This is a genomic window from Lentzea aerocolonigenes (assembly GCF_000974445.1).
In the GTDB taxonomy this organism is placed as follows: Bacteria; Actinomycetota; Actinomycetes; order Mycobacteriales; family Pseudonocardiaceae; genus Lentzea; species Lentzea aerocolonigenes.
Window position 1 is genome coordinate 1 of the sequence record NZ_BBOJ01000036.1, and the last position, 19,547, is coordinate 19,547.

Below are 19,547 nucleotides of genomic sequence, written 5' to 3' on the forward strand. Positions count from 1 at the left end.
ATGCGCTTTCGGGATCTCCACCGCCAGCACCGGAGGCGGGAAGTAGGACCCTGACGACATCCGGTTCCAGATCTTGTACAGATTGCCTTTCAGATCCTTCTCGAACTCCGCCAGCGTCTGCCCGTCCACCCCCGGCGCTCCTTTATTGGCCCTGACCTTCTCCCACGCCTCCTGCACTTCCCACTTCGAAATCTCAAACGACTTGCCCGGCAATTTCAGCTGGTCCACACAACTCCTCCCGGGCCGCGGCCCGGTTGATCGGACGAACAACAGCCACGAATGACCCGGCCCCTTCGCTCCACTCCCACCGCATCAAGCAGGAGCTTCCTCGCTACTACGAACCGGTCCGCCAGCGCGCCCCGCGACGGTACTCAACCCGAGCGGTTTCAGCCGCCCCAGGCGCTCCCTCTCGCTGCCTCAACCTGGGCAGCGGTGTCGGGGCACGCTTTCTCACGTTCCACGCAGAAGCCGCAGATCAGGCTCGCGCCGCCTTCATGCCGGACACCACCTGGCCAATAAACGGGCACCCGCCAGGCTCATCCCGGGTTATCCTCAACGCCCCGGTTCTGATGTCAACCACGATTGTTTCGACACTTCGCAGGCTATGACACAACGCCTTCCTGATCCCCACCTGACACCTCCAACGGATGCCTTTTCCCACACGCTCACCACGACAGTCTTCAGCTAACGCAGCAGTGGGCGGTTTGAAGCCACCCCCCGTAGGGCGACTCCGAAGGGCCAACAACCTTCATCTTCTACGCAGCACCGCCTCAAAGAGTTCTCCTACCTGTCAAACCCCTTTCAGCGTTCGTGACACACTGAGGAACAATCGCGAACGATGGTGGCGGATCTCGCCAGTCGATCGCGGGAGGACCCCAATGGCCGGAGACTGCACCTGGCGTAAGAGCAGCTACAGCGGCGGCAACGCGGGCCAGGAGTGCGTCGAGGTGGCGTTCACCCAGGTCGTGCGCGTCCGTGACTCCAAGAACACCACCGGCCCCGAGCTGAAGTTCAGCGTCGAGGCGTGGCAGGGGTTCATCGGAGCTCGGTAGGCAGCGGCAGGCCCAGCGCCTCCAGGAACCGCGCCGTCTTGATCTCGACGAACACGTCGACGTCCTCGACGTCCTGTTCGTCCTCCACCGAAAAGTCATCCGGGTCCTCGTCCTCGGCGAGGTACCCGAGGATCTCGGACTGCTTGGCCGTGACATCGCCCGAGTTGCTCAGCGCCCACCACGCGGCCAGCCCCGCCGCCTCGCGAAGCACGTCCGTGGGGTCGGAGGCGTTCGGGTTCTCGAAGTAGGTGCGCGGCGTCAGGCCCAGGTAGGCGACGCCCGTGCCAGGTCCGGCCGGCGCGTAGACGACCGAGGTGATGTCGCTGTCGTGGATGTCGATCCACAGGAACGGCTCCTCCAAAGGCGGCAGCTCACCCTCGGACAGCGTCTTCCACTGGCCGTTCTCAAACGCATAGGTGCCGAAGAATCCCACGGCGAACATGAAACAGGGGCCTCCCGCGACGTGCGCGGGAGGCCCCTGTCAACGAGAACTCAGTAGCGGTAGTGGTCCGCCTTGAACGGGCCCTCGACGTCCACGTCGATGTACTCGGCCTGGTCCTTGGTCAGCTTGGTGAGCTGGCCGCCGAGCGCCTCCAGGTGGATGCGGGCGACCTTCTCGTCCAGCACCTTGGGCAGGCGGTAGACCTCGTTGTCGTACTCCTCGTGCTTGGTGAACAGCTCGATCTGCGCGATCACCTGGTTCGAGAAGGAGTTCGACATCACGAACGACGGGTGGCCCGTCGCGTTGCCGAGGTTGAGCAGGCGGCCCTCGGACAGCACGATGATCGTGCGGCCGTTCGGGAAGACCCACTCGTCGACCTGCGGCTTGATGTTGTTGCGGCGGATGCCGGGGTAGCGGGCGAGGCCGGCCATGTCGATCTCGTTGTCGAAGTGGCCGATGTTGCCGACGATCGCCTGGTGCTTCATGTTCGCCATGTGCTCGACCATCACGACGTCCTTGTTGCCCGTCGTCGTGATGATGATGTCGGCGCGGTCCAGGACGTCCTCGAGGCGCTGGACGTCGTAGCCGTCCATGGCGGCCTGGAGGGCGCAGATCGGGTCGATCTCGGTGACGATCACGCGGGCGCCCTGGCCGCGCAGGGACTCCGCGGCGCCCTTGCCGACGTCGCCGTAGCCGCAGACGACCGCGACCTTGCCGCCGATCAGGACGTCGGTGCCGCGGTTGATGCCGTCGATCAGCGAGTGACGGATGCCGTAGCGGTTGTCGAACTTCGACTTCGTCACGGCGTCGTTGACGTTGATCGCCGGGAAGAGCAGCTCACCGGCGGCGGCCAGCTGGTACAGGCGCATGACGCCCGTCGTGGTCTCCTCGGTGACGCCGCGGATGCCAGCGGCGATGTTCGTCCACTTCTTGCCGTCCTGGGCCAGCGAGTTGCGGAGCGTCTCGAGGATGATCTTCCACTCTTCCGGGTCGTTGTCCTCAGCCGAAGGGACGACACCGGCAGCTTCGTACTGGACGCCCTTGTGGACCAGGAGCGTGGCGTCGCCGCCGTCGTCCAGGATCATGTTCGGGCCCTTGCCGTCCGGCCACGTGAGCATCTGCTCGGCCGTCCACCAGTACTCCTCGAGCGTCTCGCCCTTCCACGCGAAGCACGGGATGCCCTTGGGCTCCTCCTCCGTGCCGTACGGGCCGACGACGACGGCCGCGGCCGCGTGGTCCTGGGTGGAGAAGATGTTGCAGGAGGCCCAGCGGACCTCGGCGCCCAGGTCAACCAGGGTCTCGATGAGCACAGCGGTCTGGATCGTCATGTGCAGCGAGCCCGAAACACGCGCACCCTTGAGCGGGTACACCCCGGAGTACTCGCGGCGGAACGCCATCAGGCCGGGCATCTCGTGCTCCGCCAGACGGATCTCCTTGCGACCGAACTCGTGGAGCGACAGGTCGGCCACTGCGAAGTCGATGCCGTTGCGGGTCTGCAAGCGGTCCGCGGTCATTGCGAAGTCCTCCAGGGCACTTCAGTGAAGGGTGTCTTCTGACCATACCGCCCGTTGATGCACCACTATGACCCCTACTTCGGGTGAGGGAGGTCTCGGGTGTTGATCGCGGGCCCGGACACACGTGTCGTCGAGCTGAGGGTGCACGGCGTGCAAGGAACGACGCCGCAGACGCTCGTCGACGCCGTCGCGGCCGTGGACGTTGCGGGAGACGGACTCGGGCGCATCGTGCGTCCGGCGGACAGACTCCGCAGGCCCGCACCCGGTCCCGTGCTGCAGACGGAGGGGCGGCCCATCCCCCGAGTGGTGGAGGGGTATCTGTGGGGCGGTATGACGTCCGGAGGTGTGGCCAAGGCCACGTGGGCGCTGCTCTTCCCGTTCAGCATCGCGAACGTCGCGCACTGGATGCTGCCTCCGGTCCCCGAGCGCAACCTGCCCGCTCACCTGCTCGGCATCGGCCTGCGGTCGTTGCTGCGGGTGTTCGCGCTGCTGCTCACGGCGTTGCTGGTCGCGCAGATCTCGGTGGTGAGCCTCGACCTGCTGGCCGCCCAGTGTCTGCGGCCGGGTAATCCTTGCCTAACCAGCATTCCGGCCGATGTGCGTGCTCTTCCTTGGTTTCGGACTTTCCTGGGCCTGCTGCCGATCGTCGCAGTCATCTGGGTGATGCGGCGGGTGTCGCGCGTCGACTGGCGGATCGAACGCAAGGAGATCGCCGACGCGGAGGACAAGGACCAGCAGCCCGCGTCCGGCCTGCCCGGCGCGCACGTCGCGACCGACCCCGACACGCCGGCGCTGCGGTCGCTGCACGTCGTGGCGGCACTCGCGGTGGCCTCGCTGATCGCGCTCGGCGGACCGTTGAAGCAGCTCACGGCCACCGGAGGGATGGGCGTGGCGATCACGGTCGCGTGGGTCGTCGCGCTCGTGTTCATCGGTGTGTCCGTGCTCGGCGTACTGCTGCTGGACGACCCCACGGGCGGTGCGCCCCATCGCGGCGGACGGTGGCTGCGGGCCGCTCTCGGCAAGAAGCCTCGCCGTGTGTTGTTGGCGTTGGCGGTGTTGCTGATGCTCACGACGCTCGGGTTGCAGGAGCAGCTGCCGTTGCGGGTGCCGGGCGCGGACGTGACCGTGCAGGTCGTGGCGCTGCTGATGGCGTTCGTGCTGGTCCTGTTCGGACTGATGCTGCTGCCCGCCGCACTGCTGGCGCGCAAGACGTGGGCCGCGTTGCCCCGCGAGCTGCGGCCGTGGGCCGGCGGCTGGTTCGCCGCGCCGGTGCTGGCCATCGCCGGACTGCTCGGCGGCGGGTTCGGCGCCGGGGTCGCGCTGCCCGTCCGCAAGGCGTTGGGCAGCGACCTCCACCTGCCCGTCGGCTACGACTACATCACTCTGTTGTGGGGCGTGGCGGGCGCGTTGGGACTGCTGAGCACGTTCGCCGTGGCGTCGTTCACCGGCGCGGTGCGGTGGCGGGCGTTCCGCAAGGGCAAGGTGTGGGCGCGCGAGGCGTCGTTGCTGCACTCCGGCCGGATGCGCGACCTACGCACCGCGACGCGCGCGTGGTGGTGGGCGCGCTGGGAACGCAACCACGGTCACCACATGATCCTGATCATCGCGTCCGTGCTGGTGGTCGGCGCTGGGGTGGCCACGGTCCTGAGGATCCGCAACGTGCCGCCTGCCACGTGGATCGCGCCGTTCTCGGCGTTGGGCGTCGGCGTGCTGGGTCTGCTGGCGGTCTCGTTGCTGCGGGCCGTTTACCTGGCGGCGCGACAGCCGGAGTCCGGACGGCGGCTCGGCATCATCGCGGACATCGCACAGTTCTGGCCGCGCGAGGCACACCCGATCGTGCCGCCCTGCTACGCGCTGAAGGTCGTGCCGGAGCTCGTCGCCCGCGTACAGGACCACCTGCGCGACCCCGGCACACGCGTGGTCCTGTGTGGACACTCACAGGGCTCGCTGCTCGTCGCCGTCGCGGCGGCGCGTTTGCTGGAGGAACTGCCGCCGCACGACCGTGAACGGATCGGCCTGGTGACAGCGGGCTCGCAGCTGCAGTGGGCCTACCCGCGGGCGTTCCCGGCGGTCGTGCCGCACGCGTCCCTGGCCCGGTTGTCCGGCGGTCTCGACGGACGGTGGCGCGCACTGTGCCGTGGCACGGACCCGTTGGGCGGCGCGGTGATGACGTGGCGCCGACAGGTGTTCGACGGGATGCTGCTCGGCGTCGGCTACCGGGCCGACGGCTCGGAAGGCGCGCTGGCACCGGCGTTGCGCGGGCCGACGGGGGCGTTGGTGCTGGGCGGCGACCACTGGCTGCCGGACCCGCAGCGAGGCCCGTTCCCCGGACGGCGGTGGCGGTCCGGCGTGTCGGCGCACTCGGACTACACGTCGGATCCGGAGTGGGACCGGGCGGTGGCGATCGCGGCCGGGCTGCTGGAGGTCGACGCGCCGGAGTCGCCGCCGTTGCCGTTCGCGCGGTCGCCGAAGCTGCCCAGCCAGCATGATCACCGGTAGCCGACGGTGGATACGAGCATCCGCGGCAACGACCTCGGCACCGAACTCGACCGCAACGCCACGCCGATCACTTGGTCTTGCTGGAGTTCCTGAGATCCTCGAGAAGCTGGTGCACGGCACCCTTCACCTCGTCGTTCACCGGAATCTCGTAGACCTTGATCCGCACCTCCCACCGCCCGGCCACGCCGTGCACGGCAAATGCTCCACTGTCAGCCTCGCTGGCCGTGCACGACTTGTCCGGCTCGTCCAGAACTCCGCTGGGACACAGTCCTCCTGTCAGCCGCTCCGCCACTTCCTGACTGGGGTGGCCGACGAGCGAGACGAGGAGGACTTCACGGCCATCCCGTACTGAGACCTTGCAGCTGTCAGCAATCCCACCGTCGACCTGGGACACCTCAAGCCCCCGAGTGATGATCGCGACCGGCTCAGGCTTGACAAGACCAGGACAACCCGAGTTCACCTTGTCTTCAAGCCCCGCGGGCACATCGACGCCGCACCCGGCAACGGCCATGAGCGCGAGCGCCGCGACAGCACTTGCCAATGTGATTTTCATTTACCGTGACACTCCCTCAACAGCTTCGCCGCCCCTTCGCCCCTCAACATCGGCAGGATCTTGCGGAGTGCCACGACCTGAGAATCCAGAGCCTTCATCAAGGCGTGCATCGTGCCGGCCGACCAAACCACGTGCTGCGCGGGACCGAGGCCCGCGTGCACGTACAGGCACGTCAGCTCCGTGCGGGCCGCAAAACCGTCGGCCCCTCCGTCGACCAGAGTCCTCGCGTACCGACTTCTTTGATCAAGCACCATCGTGATGGCGAGGTTCGGCGCGTGGTACGCGAGGAAGCCGTTGCCATCCTCCTCTGGCCCCAGAAACCCTTCCTCGTCGACAAGGAACCGGAACCGTTGCTTGACTTCATCTCCAAACGCCCGAGCAACAGTCCCTGACCGCTTCGCGCCCACCTGGCACCACCACCACCCAATAGTCGTCCAGCGCTTCAGAAGTGAAGCCGCGCAGCCGCAGTCTGAGCAACCCGTCGTAGAACACGCGACATGACGTACTCGGCGTTGCCCTCACACCGCCTGGATCACTCGAGAAGAGCAATGGCGATGATCTTGCCCGAGTCGTCGAGTTCGATGTCGACGAGGTGTTGAGGTCTGCCGTCACAAACGGATCTTGAACACCCCTTCTCCCGTCTCCTGGCACCACAAGGACATACGCGTCTAGACCGTGACGACGATCTTCCTGCCCTCGTGGAGCCCCTTCTCGAGGTGACGGTGTGCCTCGACGACGTCGTCGAACGCGAACACCTCGTCGATGGCGGGCCGCAGTGCACCGAGGCGCACACCGGCGTTCATGAACGCCGCCATGCGCTTCACGACAACGGGATCGAGGGTGTGCTCGAAGCTGCGGTAGCTGACGATCGTGAGCGGCGTGCCTGCCGGGAACGGTGTGGGCCGAGGGTCCAGGAAGCCCGCGACGATCAGCGTTCCGCCGGGGCGGGCCGCCTGCACGAGGTCCTGCTGGCCGGGGCCCATGACGACGTCGAGGACGATGTCGGCCCCGGTTCCGCCGGTGTGGTGGCGGACGGCTTCGACGAGGTTCTCGTGGTCGGTGGCGATCACCGCGGCGGCGCCGGCGGCGAGCAGCTGGTCCTTCTTCGCGCTGTCGCGGGTGACGGCGATGGGCACGGCGCCGATCTGGTTGGCGATCTGCATCGCCGCCCTGCCGACGCCGCCGGACGCGGCGGTGACGAGGACGTGGTCGCCCGGCCGCATGCCCGCCTTCTCGACGAGTGCGCCGTAGGCGGTGGAGAACGCGACCCAGATCGCCGCCGCTTCCTCGGCCTCGAGACCGGCAGGCCGGGGCACGACCCGGCTCGCGGGGATCGTGGTGAAGTCGGCGTAGGTGCCTCTGACGCTCGCGTCCGGGACGGCCGTGATGATCACCGGATCGCCGATCGCCATCCCGGTGACCCCGTGGCCCAGCGCGTCGACGACGCCGGTTCCCTCGACGCCGATCCGGGCGTGCGGCAGGGAGATGGTCGCGGACGAGGTGCCGGACCGCATCATCCGGTCGAGCGGGTTGACCGCGAACGCCTCGATCCTGACCCGCACCTCGCCGGCGGCGGGCTCGACGGCCGGCTCCTCGACGACGCGCAGGACCTCCGGGCCGCCGAACTCGTCGAACAGAACAACTCTGGACATGGTGGCTCCTCCGCCTGGTTTTCGTTGCTGCGGAAGACGTTACGAAGCGCTGAGGTACCTCCTGGTACCTTCGGTTCACATGCAGAACGCGGCCGGACCGGCCTTCCTCGCCGACTGCCCCACGCGGCTCGCGGTCGAGATCATCTCCGACAAGTGGGCCGTGCTCGTGCTCTTCGGCCTCAGTCAGCAGCCTCGCCGGCACGGTGAGCTCGTCGACCTCATCGGCGGTGTCTCGCGCAAGGTCCTCACCGAGACGTTGCGCCGGCTCCAGCAGTACGGCCTGGTTGAACGCCGTGCCGAGGCGCCGCGGCGGGTCGAGTACCGCCTCACCGAGCTCGGCCTGACCCTCGTCGAACCCATCGAGGTCCTGACGGACTGGGCCAGGGACCACGGTGCCGCGATCGCCGATTTCCAGGAGACGACTTCCGCGGAAGATGTCTAGTCTGCGGGTCATGCTGACTGGGGACCTCGTCCGACTGCGACCGATCGAGCCCGAGGACGCCGAGGCGTTCTACCGCTGGCACAACGACGAAGAAGTCATGCGCTGGTTGCAGAGCTACTTCCACGAGTCGCTGGCTGCCTTGCGCAAGCGCTTCGCGGACCGCCAGGAGAACTCGTTCGAGAAGTCGACCTTCTGCATCGAGACGCTGGAGGAGCGCAAGCTCATCGGCGTGGTGGCGTTGCGGGACGCGGACCCGATCAACCGGCGCGCCAGCGTCGACATCTACATCGGCGAACCCGAGTTCTGGGGCGGCGGCTACGGCACGGACGCGCTGCGCCGGGTGTGCCGGTACGGGTTCGACACGCTGCGGCTGCACTCGATCGCGCTCACCGTCGTCGAGGCGAACGAGCGGGCGGTCAAGTCCTACAAGAAGATCGGCTTCCAGGTCGACGGACGGCTGCGGCAGGCGTTCTTCCGCGACGGCGAGTGGCACGACGAGCTGCTGATGTGCGTGCTGCCCGACGAGCTCACCTGAGCGCGGGTGCGAGGTGGCCGATCGCCTCGCGCAGGTGGTCCTCGACGGACGCGCTCGGGACCACGACGAGACCTGACGGGCGCACGTCCACCCACCGCTGCACGGCGATGCGGGCGGCGGCGGACACCGCTGCGGCGAGCACTGTGGCGCCGAGCTCGCCGCAGCCCAGTCGTGTCGCGATCGCCTCGGCGATCGGCGGTTCCATGGACGACGTGGAGTCCAGGTAGGCCTCGCGCAACGACGGCGTCGAGGTGATCAGCGCGAGGGCCTCCGACGGTGGTTCGCGGTACTGCTCGGCGAACGCGGCGATGATCGAGTCGACCAGCGGCTCGTCGGCGGGCCGGGAGCGCAGCGCTTCGGACACCTGGAGCGCGCGCGTGGCCGTGATGCCCGCGACGATCGCCTGCTCGCGGCTCGCGAAGTAGTTGTTGTACGTGCGCGGCGAGACGTTCGCCGCCTCCGCGATCTCGTCGACCCGCACGTTGTCGACGCCCTTCGCCAAGGCCAGTCGCAGCGCGGCCGCTGACAGCGCCGCACGGGTCTCGGTCTTCTTGCGCTCACGCAGTCCCACGCGATCACTGTAGAGACCTGTTGCAACACGATCACTACCGATTGACTTTCGATAGATCGCTGCCGATACTCGATCGCATGATTGCTGAACGTTGGGCGGTGACCGCCCTCCGGGTCTTTCTGGTGGTCCTGTTCGGGATCCTCGTCGTGTTCGAGACGCTGTCCCTGCCGGGGAAGTTCATGTACCTGGCGGAGCAGAACCCGAACGACCCCCTGATCTGGCCCGGCGCGATCATCTCGATCTTCTGGGTGATCTGCGTCCAGGTGGTGATCGTCGCGACGTGGAAGCTGCTCACGCTGGTGCGCAAAGACCTGATCTTCACCGATGCCGCGATCAAGTGGGTCAACGTGATGGTCTGGGCCGTTGCGGCAGGATGGGTCGTGTTGGTGGGCGTGTTCCTCTGGGTCGGCTTCAACGCGGACGACCCCGGCGCGCCGATGGTGCTGTTCCTGCTGACGACGGGGGCCACCGTGTTCGGGCTCGTGCTGGTCGTGATGCGGGCGTTGCTCCAGCGCGCCACGACGTTGCGTTCCGACATGGAAGCGGTGATCTGATGGCCATCGTCGTGCGCATCGACGTCGAACTGGCCAAGCGCAAGATGAGCGTCGGAGAGTTCGCGGAGAAGGTCGGGCTGACACCGGCCAACGTCGCGGTGCTGAAGAACGGCCGGGCGAAGGCCGTGCGGTTCAGCACGCTGGAGGCCATGTGCCGGGTGCTGGAGTGCCAGCCCGGCGATCTCCTCGAGTTCGTGGAGGACGACGAAGAGGCGTCCTGATCAGATGTCGTACAGCCACCACCGCTGGTTGGCGGGGGCGGACGCGACGTGCTCGCAGTGGTACCGCGTGGCGAGGTGTTCCCGGACCAGCTCGGCGCCCTCAGCCTGGCAGGTACCCAGGTTCGGGTACTTGCCCCACGGTGCCACGGCAGCCGCCGTGCCTGCGCCGCCCAGCAAGACTCCCGCGGAAACCGCGATCACCGCGGCCGATGCCATCGTTCTCTTCATGCTTTGTCCAAACGATGAGCACCGCCACGAGGTTGCACGCCTCACGCCAGCCGCTTCGCCAGCCGGTCGGCGGCTTCGAGCCGCCCCGACTCGGCGAGCAGGCCCACCGGCGCCAGCACGTAGTCGCGGTCGACCGTGATCTCCGCGGTCCGCAGCACGGGCCGCAGCACCGGATCGGCCCGCAGCGCCTCGACGATCGGAGTGATGTCGGGCGTGTGCCGGAAAACTCCGCCGGAGAGCACCAGCAACCCCGCGCCGTGCGGGCCGAGCTGGCCGTCGACCTGCCTCAGGTGCCTGCGCACGGCCAGGATCGCGGCGAACGACGCCAGTTTCAGGTCGACTGCGGGGTCGTCCGCGATCCAGCCGACGTTCTCTGCGCGGTGTTGTGCTTCGGTACTGAGGTCCTCGGTCGTCAGGCGTTCCGCGAGAGCCTCCTTGACCACGCCCGGAGCGGACCAGCGCATGCCGAGGTCGCCCTCGACCGTGCGGCGGTCCGGTGGCAGCGCGACCGTCCTTTCCAGACCTTCGCTGTCCGCTGTGGACACCGCCGAGTAGACGTCCGTCGTCGCGCCGCCGACGTCCACCACCAGCACGGCACCCTCGCGGTCCTGCGCGGCGAGCCGGGAAACCCCGGCCAGCACGGCGTCGGGTGTCACGGCCCGCACGAGCTGCCGGAACCTCGGCCCGCGCGACAGGCCCTTGCCGCCGATGACGTGCTGGAGGAACGCCTCGCGGATCGCCCTGCGGGCCGGTTCCGGGGCGAGCTGACCGACGTCCGGCAGCACGTTCGGGCACGCCACCACGGTCCGTTTCGCCAGCAGGCGCAACGCTTCCGGCTGCGCCTCGACGTTGCCGGCCAGCACGATCGGCACGGCCACGCGGGCGAGCTTCGCGGCGTTGTGCAGCAGAACGGACTGGTCGCCGCCATCCGTGCCGCCGACGAGCAGCACGAGGTCCGGTGTCGACGCCCGCAACGCCTTCACGTCGACCGGACCGGCGCTGACGTGCACGATCTTGGCGCCGGCGCTGAGCGCGACCCGGTACCCGGCCTCGGCGCTCACCACGCGTTCCTGGCCGACGACCGCGAGCCGCAGCCCGCCGCCGGCCGACGAGCACGCCAGGATCTCGCCGTCACCCACCTCGGCACGCAACGCGTCGATGCCGCGCAGCACCTCGGGAGGTGTGGTCGGGTGCTGCCCGGTGCGGACCAGCTCGCCCTCGGGGGTGACGAGAGCGGCCTTGGTCCAGGTGGAACCGACGTCGAGACAGAGGATCACAAGGCAAGCTAACAACTATGAAGCTCACGCCCAAGGTGATCCTCGAAGGCACCCGCCTGACCGGCAAGACGGACCTCGCCTACGCGCTCAACGAACACCCCCGCCTCGTCGGTCACCGCAAGTACCGCTACCACTCGCCGTTGATCTCGGGTGAGTGGAGCGGGTTCACGAACGAACCGTGGGGCCGTGGGCTGATCGACTTCGCAGCTGATGAGACCGCACACGCCATGGAGACCTACGAGACGTGGGTGCGCATGTTCGAGTTGCAGCGCTACTACTCGTGGATCGTCGATCGGTTCCACCTGTCCACCATGGCCTACCAGGCACGACAGGGGCGTGACTTCGACTTCGGCTGGCTGGAGGAACGGCTGAAGCCCCTCAACTTCGCGATCGTGTTGTGCACACGGCCAGAGGACACGTTCGAAGAAGCGCGCGAGGAACGGCTGAAGATCAGTGCGAACCCGAAGCAGTACGTCTCGCTGAAGCCGTTCATCGAGGAGCAACAACAACTGCGGGAGCTCGCGGCGAAGTCGATCCTGCCCGTGTTCGAGTTCGACGTGACGCGGCAAGGGCCTGACGACGTGGCCGACTGGCTGGAGGAACGCGACCTGTTGACGCTCTAGCCCCGGACGAAGTTCAGCAGCCGGTCGGCTTCCTGCTCCAGTGCCGCCCAGTCGGTGGGGCTGACCGGCCGGAACGGGTTGAGGCGCAGCGTCGCGCCGTCGAGCGACCACGTCCCGTGCACCCGGCCGTCCACCAGGAAGGTGGGCAGCACCCGCGCCTGGCCGGGCATCACCCGCCTGCGGTCCTCGTCGCTGATGATCCGGGTCCGGTCGGCGTGGCCGAGCAGGGCGTTGTCGAAGGCGGGCAGCAGCCGGACCGGTGCGGGTGTCTCGGGGTCGGGCAGTTCGGCGTGGGCGAGGTCGAACAGCTCCTCGCCGCCGGGGCCGGTGTGGCTGCGCAGTTCGGGGCGCATCTCCACGACGACCTCGGCCAGGCGGGTCAGTCCGGACCAGGCCTGGACGTCCTTCACCCCGGCCGGGCCGAACGCGGCCAGGTAGCGGCGGATCAGCTCCTTGGCCGACCCCGCGGTCGCCATCGGCTGCCCCAGCCAGGCCTCGGCGGGCGTGACCGAGACCGCCGACCGGTTGCCCCACGAACCCCACGCGCCGGTGGCCGCGCCGTGCACGAGAGGGAGCCTCAGTTCCACCTCACCGGCCAGGATCCGGCCGTCGCGGCCGGGGTGGCGTTCGGCCAGACGGCGAGCGAGTTCCTTGCGGGACAACGTTCCTCCCGCGAGCAGGTCGAGTCCTTCCGCCGCCAGGTCGAGTCCGGTGTTGTTCCTGGTGAAGTGCGGCGTGCCGGCCGTGCGGTCGAGCACGGGCTGCAAGACCGGCCGCAGCCGGCGGAAGTCGTCGGCCGCGACGAGGTGCTGGGTGCTGCGCAGCAGGCCGGACCGCACGACCCGCCGGTGCTCCAGCAGCGCGGTGAGCCGGGCGTGCGTGAAGTCGTGGATCCGGCTCCACAGCCCAACATGGGCCCAGTTGGGCTCCTGCGCCTGCACCGCGACCAGCCGCTCGATCACCTCTAGCGGCGTGTGATCGGTGCGCCCCAACAGGAACTGCCGGTCGAGCAGTGCCCGGTTCAGCTCTTGAAGAGACAGCGTGGTCACGACAGCCGCACCGACACGTTGCCGCGGTAGGAACCCCGCAGCAAGGAGAGGAACGCCTGCGGGACGTCCTCGATCCCGCCTTCGACCACGGTCTGCGGGAAGACGAACCGGCCCTGCGCCAGCCAGGTGCCGAAGTGCTCGCGCCAGGCCGCGACCTGCTCCGGTGTGTGGTGGCAGGAGAACGGCAGCAGCTCGACGCCCCTGGCCTCGGCCGCCGCGTGATCGGGCTGCGGGAACCGTTGTGCCGCACCACCGAGCTGGCTGGACAACGAGCCACACAGCGCGAAACGTGCTCCCGGCCGCGCCACCTCCAGCGCGCCTTCGTACTGCTCGCCGCCCACGACGTCGAAGAACACCGAGATGCCGTCGGGTGCCAGCTCCCGCAACCGGTCGGTCACCGGGCCGTCGTGGTAGTCGAAGGCGGCGTCGAAGCCGAGCTCGTCGACCAGGTAGTCGGCCTTGGCCCGGCTGCCGGCGCTGCCGATCACCCTTGCCGCGCCGAGGTTCTTGGCGATCTGCCCCGCCAGCGAGCCGACCCCGCCCGCCGCGCCGGACACGAAGACCACATCACCCTCGCCGACGGCCGCCACGTCGGCCATCCCGTAGAAGGCGGTCGGTCCCTGGCCGAGGTGGTAGCCGGGGTCGAGCTCGCGGTCGAGCTTCACGTACGAACCGGCAGGGCCGGCCGAGTGCTCGCTCCAGCCGGTCATCCCCTGGACCAGGTCACCGGCCTGGAGCTCGGGGCTGTCGGACCGGATCACGGTGCCGATCGCGGTCACGCCCACCCGTTGGCCCGGCTGCCACGGCGGAACGGGAATGGTGCAGTCGGCGCGCATCAGCTCCAGGTAGGTCGCGGCGAGCCCGATCCGTTCGGTGCGCACCAGGACCTCACCGTCCACTTCGGTCTCGGCGACGGTGAAGTGGCCGAGCGCGGGGGCGCCGGTGACGTGGGCGGTCAGCTGAATCTCGCGGGTGATCATGTTCTGTCCTCACTCCGGTGTCGGCCGTCGAGATCGACCCTATGGAGGCTTCCGGCCACTTTCTGACCGGAAGTCGCGGCAAGATGTCCTTCATGGCGAACACCAGCTCACGGACGCTGAGACTGCTTTCGCTGCTGCAGACCCACCGGCACTGGTCCGGCCTCGAACTGGCCGACCGGCTCGGGGTCTCCGAGCGGACGCTGCGCCGCGACGTCGAGCGGTTGCGCGAACTGGGCTACCCGGTCGGCGCGTCCCGCGGCACCGACGGCGGCTACCAGCTCGCGCCCGGTGCCGTGCTGCCTCCGTTGCTGCTGGACGACGACGAGGCGGTGGCGCTCGCGGTCGGCATCGGTGACGCGACGCAGAGCGGGATCGCGGGGATGGAGGAGGCGTCGTTGCGCGCCCTCACCAAGGTCGTGCGGGTCCTGCCGCCCCGGCTGCGGGCCCGAGTGGACGCCTTGCGGGCGATGACGGTCTCGGCCGGCACGTCCGGACCGGCCGTTCCGGCAGGAGTGCTCACGACGGTCGCCCAGGCGTGCCGGGACCAGGAAAGGCTGCGGTTCAGCTACACGGCAAGGGGTTCAGCCCCCACCGAGCGGGAGGTCGAGCCGCACCGCGTGGTCGCACTCGGCGGACGCTGGTACCTGGTGGCGTACGACCTCGGCCGGCACGACTGGCGCAGCTTCCGCCTCGACCGCCTGACCGGCCCGGCGGCGACCCGTGCGCACTTCCGGCCACGTGCGCTGCCCGCCGAGGACGCCGTGGCCTTCGTCCGGGAGGTGAGCGGCGCCCCGGCTCCGCTCACGGTCGAGGTCCTCGTGCACGCGCCGGCCTCGCGGGTGCACCAGGCCGTCGGCCGCTGGGGCGCGGTCGAACCCGTTGATCAGGAGAGCTGCCGGCTCACCATGACTTCGACCTCGTTCGACTGGCCGACGCAGGCGCTGGGCAACGTGGGCGCAGAGTTCGAGATCCTCGGACCGCCGGAGTTCGCCGCGCACGTCCGGGAATGGGGCGCCCGCTTCATTCGCGGTGCGTCCTAGTCGTCGGCCTTCTCGTGCACGACCTGCATGAACGAGCCGAGCTGTGCGAGCTGTTCCGGCGTGAAGAGGTCGATCAGGTACTCGCGCACGGTGGTGACGTGGCCAGGAGCCGTGGCCCGCAACAGTTCCTTGCCGGCGTCCGTGAGCACGGCGAGGATGCCGCGCTCGTCGGACTCGTGCCGCTCGCGCCGCACGAGTCCCGCCTTCTCGAGCTTGCCGATCTGGTAGGTCAGCGAACTCTTCGAGACCACGATGCGGCGCGCCAGCTCGGTCATCCGCAGGCGGTTGCCCGGCTGTTCGGACAGCACGACCAGCACGTTGTACTGCGCGTGCGAGAGGCCCGCATCGCGCTGCAACTGCTGTTCGATCTGCCTCTCGAGGAGGTGGTACGCCTGGACGAAGTGGTGCCAGGCGTTCCCCTCCTCCTCGGAGAGCCACCGCGCGTTTTCCATGGTGCGCAGGTTAGACGCTAGATGCCCGGCTCTTCCCCGTGCTTGACGACCGGTTCGGGCTCGACCTTCGCCTGACCTGTCTTGGCGAGCACCGAGTTGCGCCGGCTGTAGACGAAGTAGACGACGACACCGAGCGCCATCCAGACGAGGAACCGGACCCACGTGAGCGCGGTCAGGTTCAGCATCAGCCACAGGCAGGCGAGGATCGCGAGGATCGGCACCAGCGGCACGAGCGGCACGCGGAAGCCGCGCGACAGGTCCGGACGAGTCTTGCGCAGCACCCACACGCCCGCGGAGACGAGGATGAACGCGAACAACGTGCCGACGTTCACCATCTCTTCGAGCTTGCCCGCCGGGAAGAAGCCCGCGGCGATCGCGACCAGCACACCGATGATGATCGTGATGCGGGTCGGCGTGCCGTGGCTGCCGGTCTTCGCGAGACCGCGCGGCAGCAGGCCGTCGCGCGACATCGCGAACAGCACGCGGCTCTGGCCGAGCATCAGCACCATGACGACGGTCGTGAGACCGGCGAGCGCGCCGACCGAGATCACCGTCGCCGCCCAGTCGACCCCGTTGTCGCGGAACGCACTGGCGAGCGTGGCGCGCGTGCCGTCCGGCTGCGTCGCGAGCTTCGTGTACGGCACCATGCCGGTGATCACCAGCGTCACGGCCACGTAGAGCACGGTGACGATCGCGAGTGAGCCGAGAATGCCGCGCGGCACGGCCTTCTGCGGGTTCTTGGTCTCCTCCGCCGTGGTCGCCACGACGTCGAAACCGATGAACGCGAAGAACACGATGCTCGCCGCCGCCAGCATGCCGAGCACGCCGTAGGTGCTGCCCGAGTAGCCGGTGATCAACGAGAACAACGACTGCTCGATGCCCGTGTGCGCGGCGGGACCGCTCTCCGCGGCCGGCGGGATGAACGGGGTGTAGTTCTCGGCCTTGATGTAACCGATGCCGAGCACGATCACGAGCAGCACCACCGCGACCTTGATGGCCGTGATGACCGCGCTGACCCGCGAGCTGAGCTTCGTGCCGACGATCAGCAGCACCGTGAGCACCGCGACCAGCAGCACCGCGCCCCAGTCGAACTTGAAGCCGTCGCCCACCTCGGTCTTCACGTCGAGCCCGAGGAGCCCCAACGTGGTCTGCAGGTAGGCCGACCAGCCCTTCGCCACCGCGGCCGAACCGACGGCGAACTCCAGCACCAGGTCCCAGCCGATGATCCACGCGGCGAACTCGCCGAACGTCGCGTAGGAGAACGTGTACGCGCTACCCGCGACCGGCACCGTCGAGGCGAACTCGGCGTAGCACAACGCGGCCAGCGCACAGGCGATCGCCGCGAGCACGAAGCTCAGCGAGACCGACGGTCCCGCGATGTTGCCCGCCGTGCTCGCGGTGAGCGTGAAGATGCCCGCACCGATGACCACCGCGACACCGAAGACCGTGAGGTCCCACGCCGTCAGATCCTTGCGGAGCTTGGTGTCCGGCTCGTCCGTGTCCGCGATCGACTGCTCGATCGACTTGGTGCGCCACAACCCGTTCCCCGGCACGGTGCATCCCTCCTCAATGGAAACCCGTTCGGCCCACCCTAGAGGTATCCAGCATGTGGAACGCCTATAGCTGCGCGACGGGCCTTGCTCCAGGTGGAGCAAGGCCCGTTCGGGGAGAAAGATCAGGAACTGGTGACCGTCGACCGGTCCAGGTCCGGCTCCAAGTAGATCAACCGGGCGTGCGGAACCTTGTTGCGGACGCGCATCTCCGCGTCGTTGATCGCCTGCGCCACCTCGTCCAGCGGCAGCTGCGGCTCCAGCGCGATCTTCGCCGCGACCAGGAGCTCCTCCGGGCCGAGGTACTGGGTCTTGATGTGGATGACCCGCTGCACCTTGCCCGCGGCCAGCTCGTCGCAGATCAGGTCGAGGTCCTTGTCGGAGGCGCCCTCACCGATCAGCAGCGACTTCATCTCGATGATCAGGATGATCGCGATGATGCCGAGCAGCGCACCGATGGCGATGGTGCCGAGCGCGTCGAAGACCGGGTTGCCGGTGATCATCGAGAGGCCGACGCCGAGCAGCGCCAGCACCAGGCCGACGAGCGCGCCGAGGTCCTCCAGCAGCACGACCGGCAGCTCCGGCACGCGGGACGTGCGGATGAAGCCCCACCAGCTCACGTCGCCCTTGATCTTCTTCGACTCGCTGATCGCGGTGACGAAGCTGTAGGTCTCCAGGCCGATCGCGATCACCAGGATGATGATGGCGATGATCGGGTCGGTGAGGGGCTCCGGGTGCTGGATCTTGTGGATGCCCTCGTACAGCGCGAAGACCGAACCGAGGCTGAACAGCATCAGCGCGACCACGAACGACCAGAAGTAGCGGTCGCGGCCGTAGCCGAACGGGTGCAGCCTGGTCGCCTGGCGCTGGGCCGTCTTCTGACCGAGCAGCAGCAGGCCCTGGTTCGACGTGTCGGCGAGCGAGTGCACGGACTCGGCCAGCATCGACGACGAGCCGGTGAACAAGAATCCGACGAACTTGGCCACCGCGATACCCGCGTTCGCCGCCAACGCCGCGACGATGGCTTTGGTCCCGCCCCCTGCTGACACGCCTGTCTCCTCGCTGAACCCAGTCCGCTTTGTCCGGTCGGGAACTTTAGTCGTTTCCGGCCGTGGCGCGGAAAAGTTGGGCGGATTCAACACCATCCGGCCTGATGAGCACGGCCGGGTCCGACGCGGGCAGCCACACGGACTCGCCGCGGGCCAGCCGCAGCTCGTCCCCGCGGGCGTTCGTCAGCACGGCGGCGCCCGAGGTGCAGAGGATGATCTGCGGGCCGTCGTGGTTGATCCGCGTCTCGGCGGTCAGGTCCAACCTGGACAGTTCGAACTCCGGCGCGGGCGTGCGGTAGACGCGCACACCCTGCGAGATCTCCTCGCCGGTGAGCACCTCCATGTCCCCGCACGTGAAGTCGAGCACGCGCAACAGCTCTGGCACGTCGACGTGCTTGGGCGTGAGGCCGCAGCGCAGGACGTTGTCCGAGTTCGCGAGGATCTCGATGCCGGTGCCGCGCAGGTACGCGTGCAGGTTGCCGGCGGGCAGGTGGATGGCCTCGCCGGGCTGCAGCACGATCCGGTTCAGCAGCAGTGCCGCGAGCACGCCCGCGTCGCCGGGGTAGGACTCGCCCAGCTCCAGGATCGTGCGGCACTCCAGGTCGAACTCGCCGTGCTCCTTCACGTGCAGCACGCACGCGTCGAGGACCTGCGGCAGCAGCGAGGAGAGCGACGTCTGCGGCAACGTGATCAGCATCGTGAACAACGCCCGCAGGCCGGACGGGTCCGGCTGCGCGACCAGCATCTCGGTGTAGGGCGCGAGAGCCGGGGCGTCCAGCGTGCGCAGCAACGAGACCGTGCGCGCCGGGTCGCGGAAACCGGCGAGGGCGTGGAACTCGGTCAGCGCGCAGATGAGCTCCGGCTTGGCGGCCGGGTCCTTGTAGTTGCGCACGGCGGCGTCGAGCGGCACACCGCGGTGCTCCTCGGCCGCGAAACCCTCGGCAGCCTGAGCAGCCGACGGGTGCGCCTGCAGGCTCAGCGCCTCCTCGGCGGCGAGGACTTTGAGCAGGAACGGAAGCCTGCTGCCCCACCGCTCGGCCACGCGAGGGCCGAGCTGGCCGTCGGGGTCCGCGCTCAGCAGGTCGAGCAACGAGCGCTCGACGCCGTCCGCGCCCGTGACGCGGGACGGGTCGCCGGGGTGAGCGCCCATCCACAGCTCTGCCTCGGGATGGGGTGCGGGCACCTCCCTCCCGAGCAGCTCGGCGATGGCCGTGCGTGAGCCCCACGCGTACGGCCTGACCGCGTTGTGCAGCAGGTCCACTTC

23 protein-coding genes are annotated in these 19,547 nt (G+C 68.5%); 8 read left to right on the forward strand and 15 right to left on the reverse strand.

Annotation, left to right across the window (positions count from 1 at the left end; all coding sequences use genetic code 11):
• On the reverse strand, positions 1–228 hold a 228-nt coding region (locus AOM45_RS50300; RefSeq protein ID WP_201780187.1), incomplete at its 3' end, for a reverse transcriptase.
• A 650-nt stretch (positions 229–878) separates the two neighbouring features.
• Here AOM45_RS50300 and AOM45_RS50305 point away from each other — a divergent pair.
• Entirely contained in the window at positions 879–1,052 is a 174-nt protein-coding gene (locus AOM45_RS50305; RefSeq protein WP_081902759.1) for a DUF397 domain-containing protein, read from the forward strand.
• Here the strand turns inward: AOM45_RS50305 and AOM45_RS45375 are convergent.
• Both AOM45_RS45375 and ahcY read right to left on the reverse strand, forming a co-directional pair.
• Positions 1,036–1,494 (reverse strand): hypothetical protein, encoded by a 459-nt coding sequence (locus AOM45_RS45375; protein ID WP_030473290.1) that lies wholly within the window; start codon positions 1,492–1,494, stop codon positions 1,036–1,038. The genes AOM45_RS50305 and AOM45_RS45375 overlap by 17 nt on opposite strands.
• A gap of 50 nt (positions 1,495–1,544) precedes the next feature.
• Positions 1,545–3,008, reverse strand: coding sequence for an adenosylhomocysteinase (gene ahcY, locus AOM45_RS45380; RefSeq protein ID WP_030473291.1), 1,464 nt, complete (start codon positions 3,006–3,008; stop codon positions 1,545–1,547).
• A 99-nt stretch (positions 3,009–3,107) separates the two neighbouring features.
• On the opposite strand from ahcY, the gene AOM45_RS45385 reads away from it, so the two are divergent.
• Positions 3,108–5,507 (forward strand): hypothetical protein, encoded by a 2,400-nt coding sequence (locus tag AOM45_RS45385; protein ID WP_063757194.1) that lies wholly within the window; start codon positions 3,108–3,110, stop codon positions 5,505–5,507.
• Between the two features lie 67 nt (positions 5,508–5,574).
• Here the strand turns inward: AOM45_RS45385 and AOM45_RS51570 are convergent, their stop codons facing one another.
• The 3 genes from AOM45_RS51570 to AOM45_RS45395 form a co-directional block, all read right to left on the reverse strand.
• Entirely contained in the window at positions 5,575–6,060 is a 486-nt protein-coding gene (locus AOM45_RS51570; protein ID WP_156094422.1) for a hypothetical protein, read from the reverse strand.
• Positions 6,057–6,467, reverse strand: a complete 411-nt coding sequence (locus AOM45_RS45390; protein WP_051784710.1) for a hypothetical protein — start codon at positions 6,465–6,467, stop codon at positions 6,057–6,059. Before AOM45_RS45390 ends, AOM45_RS51570 begins: the two co-directional genes overlap by 4 nt.
• A 261-nt stretch (positions 6,468–6,728) precedes the next feature.
• Positions 6,729–7,712, reverse strand: a complete 984-nt coding sequence (locus AOM45_RS45395; RefSeq protein ID WP_030473294.1) for a zinc-dependent alcohol dehydrogenase family protein — start codon at positions 7,710–7,712, stop codon at positions 6,729–6,731.
• A 79-nt stretch (positions 7,713–7,791) separates the two neighbouring features.
• On the opposite strand from AOM45_RS45395, the gene AOM45_RS45400 reads away from it, so the two are divergent.
• Both AOM45_RS45400 and AOM45_RS45405 read left to right on the forward strand, forming a co-directional pair.
• Complete coding sequence (locus AOM45_RS45400; protein ID WP_030473295.1) at positions 7,792–8,154, forward strand: winged helix-turn-helix transcriptional regulator; 363 nt, start codon at positions 7,792–7,794, stop codon at positions 8,152–8,154.
• A gap of 10 nt (positions 8,155–8,164) precedes the next feature.
• Complete coding sequence (locus AOM45_RS45405) at positions 8,165–8,689, forward strand: GNAT family N-acetyltransferase (RefSeq protein WP_030473296.1); 525 nt, start codon at positions 8,165–8,167, stop codon at positions 8,687–8,689.
• Here AOM45_RS45405 and AOM45_RS45410 read toward each other — a convergent pair.
• Positions 8,682–9,260: a TetR/AcrR family transcriptional regulator gene (locus AOM45_RS45410; RefSeq protein ID WP_030473297.1), complete on the reverse strand. Its 579-nt coding sequence runs from the start codon at positions 9,258–9,260 to the stop codon at positions 8,682–8,684. The two genes, AOM45_RS45405 and AOM45_RS45410, sit on opposite strands and share 8 nt — an antisense overlap.
• A gap of 77 nt (positions 9,261–9,337) precedes the next feature.
• Here AOM45_RS45410 and AOM45_RS45415 point away from each other — a divergent pair, with 77 nt between their 5' ends.
• On the forward strand, positions 9,338–9,814 hold the full coding sequence (locus AOM45_RS45415) for a DUF2975 domain-containing protein (RefSeq protein WP_030473298.1): 477 nt from the start codon (positions 9,338–9,340) through the stop codon (positions 9,812–9,814).
• Positions 9,814–10,035, forward strand: a complete 222-nt coding sequence (locus AOM45_RS45420) for a helix-turn-helix domain-containing protein (RefSeq protein WP_030473299.1) — start codon at positions 9,814–9,816, stop codon at positions 10,033–10,035. The genes AOM45_RS45415 and AOM45_RS45420 overlap by 1 nt, the downstream gene beginning before the upstream one ends.
• Here AOM45_RS45420 and AOM45_RS45425 read toward each other — a convergent pair whose 3' ends face one another.
• Together AOM45_RS45425 and AOM45_RS45430 are read right to left on the reverse strand one after the other, a co-directional pair.
• Positions 10,036–10,263, reverse strand: coding sequence for a hypothetical protein (locus AOM45_RS45425; protein ID WP_156094423.1), 228 nt, complete (start codon positions 10,261–10,263; stop codon positions 10,036–10,038).
• A gap of 41 nt (positions 10,264–10,304) precedes the next feature.
• Positions 10,305–11,540 carry a glutamate mutase L gene (locus AOM45_RS45430; RefSeq protein ID WP_030473301.1) on the reverse strand — a complete coding sequence of 412 codons (1,236 nt, stop codon included), beginning with the start codon at positions 11,538–11,540 and terminating at the stop codon, positions 10,305–10,307.
• Positions 11,541–11,557: 17 nt separating this feature from the next.
• Here AOM45_RS45430 and AOM45_RS45435 point away from each other — a divergent pair, with 17 nt between their 5' ends.
• Positions 11,558–12,163: a nucleoside/nucleotide kinase family protein gene (locus AOM45_RS45435; protein WP_030473302.1), complete on the forward strand. Its 606-nt coding sequence runs from the start codon at positions 11,558–11,560 to the stop codon at positions 12,161–12,163.
• Here AOM45_RS45435 and AOM45_RS45440 read toward each other — a convergent pair.
• Both AOM45_RS45440 and AOM45_RS45445 read right to left on the reverse strand, forming a co-directional pair.
• Positions 12,160–13,212 (reverse strand): winged helix DNA-binding domain-containing protein, encoded by a 1,053-nt coding sequence (locus AOM45_RS45440; RefSeq protein ID WP_030473303.1) that lies wholly within the window; start codon positions 13,210–13,212, stop codon positions 12,160–12,162. The genes AOM45_RS45435 and AOM45_RS45440 overlap by 4 nt on opposite strands.
• The gene (locus AOM45_RS45445; protein WP_030473304.1) at positions 13,209–14,192 is read right to left on the reverse strand and encodes an MDR family NADP-dependent oxidoreductase; all 984 of its coding nucleotides are present in this window, start codon (positions 14,190–14,192) and stop codon (positions 13,209–13,211) included. Before AOM45_RS45445 ends, AOM45_RS45440 begins: the two co-directional genes overlap by 4 nt.
• 92 nt (positions 14,193–14,284) lie before the next feature.
• On the opposite strand from AOM45_RS45445, the gene AOM45_RS45450 reads away from it, so the two are divergent.
• Positions 14,285–15,232: a helix-turn-helix transcriptional regulator gene (locus tag AOM45_RS45450; protein ID WP_030473305.1), complete on the forward strand. Its 948-nt coding sequence runs from the start codon at positions 14,285–14,287 to the stop codon at positions 15,230–15,232.
• Here AOM45_RS45450 and AOM45_RS45455 read toward each other — a convergent pair.
• From AOM45_RS45455 to manA, 4 genes are all read right to left on the reverse strand, one after another.
• Positions 15,229–15,684: a MarR family winged helix-turn-helix transcriptional regulator gene (locus tag AOM45_RS45455; protein ID WP_030473306.1), complete on the reverse strand. Its 456-nt coding sequence runs from the start codon at positions 15,682–15,684 to the stop codon at positions 15,229–15,231. The genes AOM45_RS45450 and AOM45_RS45455 overlap by 4 nt on opposite strands.
• Positions 15,685–15,701: 17 nt before the next feature.
• Positions 15,702–17,237 (reverse strand): amino acid permease, encoded by a 1,536-nt coding sequence (locus AOM45_RS45460; protein ID WP_030473307.1) that lies wholly within the window; start codon positions 17,235–17,237, stop codon positions 15,702–15,704.
• A 122-nt stretch (positions 17,238–17,359) separates the two neighbouring features.
• Positions 17,360–18,283 (reverse strand): cation diffusion facilitator family transporter, encoded by a 924-nt coding sequence (locus tag AOM45_RS45465; RefSeq protein WP_030473308.1) that lies wholly within the window; start codon positions 18,281–18,283, stop codon positions 17,360–17,362.
• A gap of 46 nt (positions 18,284–18,329) precedes the next feature.
• Positions 18,330–19,544 carry a mannose-6-phosphate isomerase, class I gene (manA, locus tag AOM45_RS45470; protein WP_030473309.1) on the reverse strand — a complete coding sequence of 405 codons (1,215 nt, stop codon included), beginning with the start codon at positions 19,542–19,544 and terminating at the stop codon, positions 18,330–18,332.
• Between the last annotated feature and the right edge of the window lie 3 nt (positions 19,545–19,547).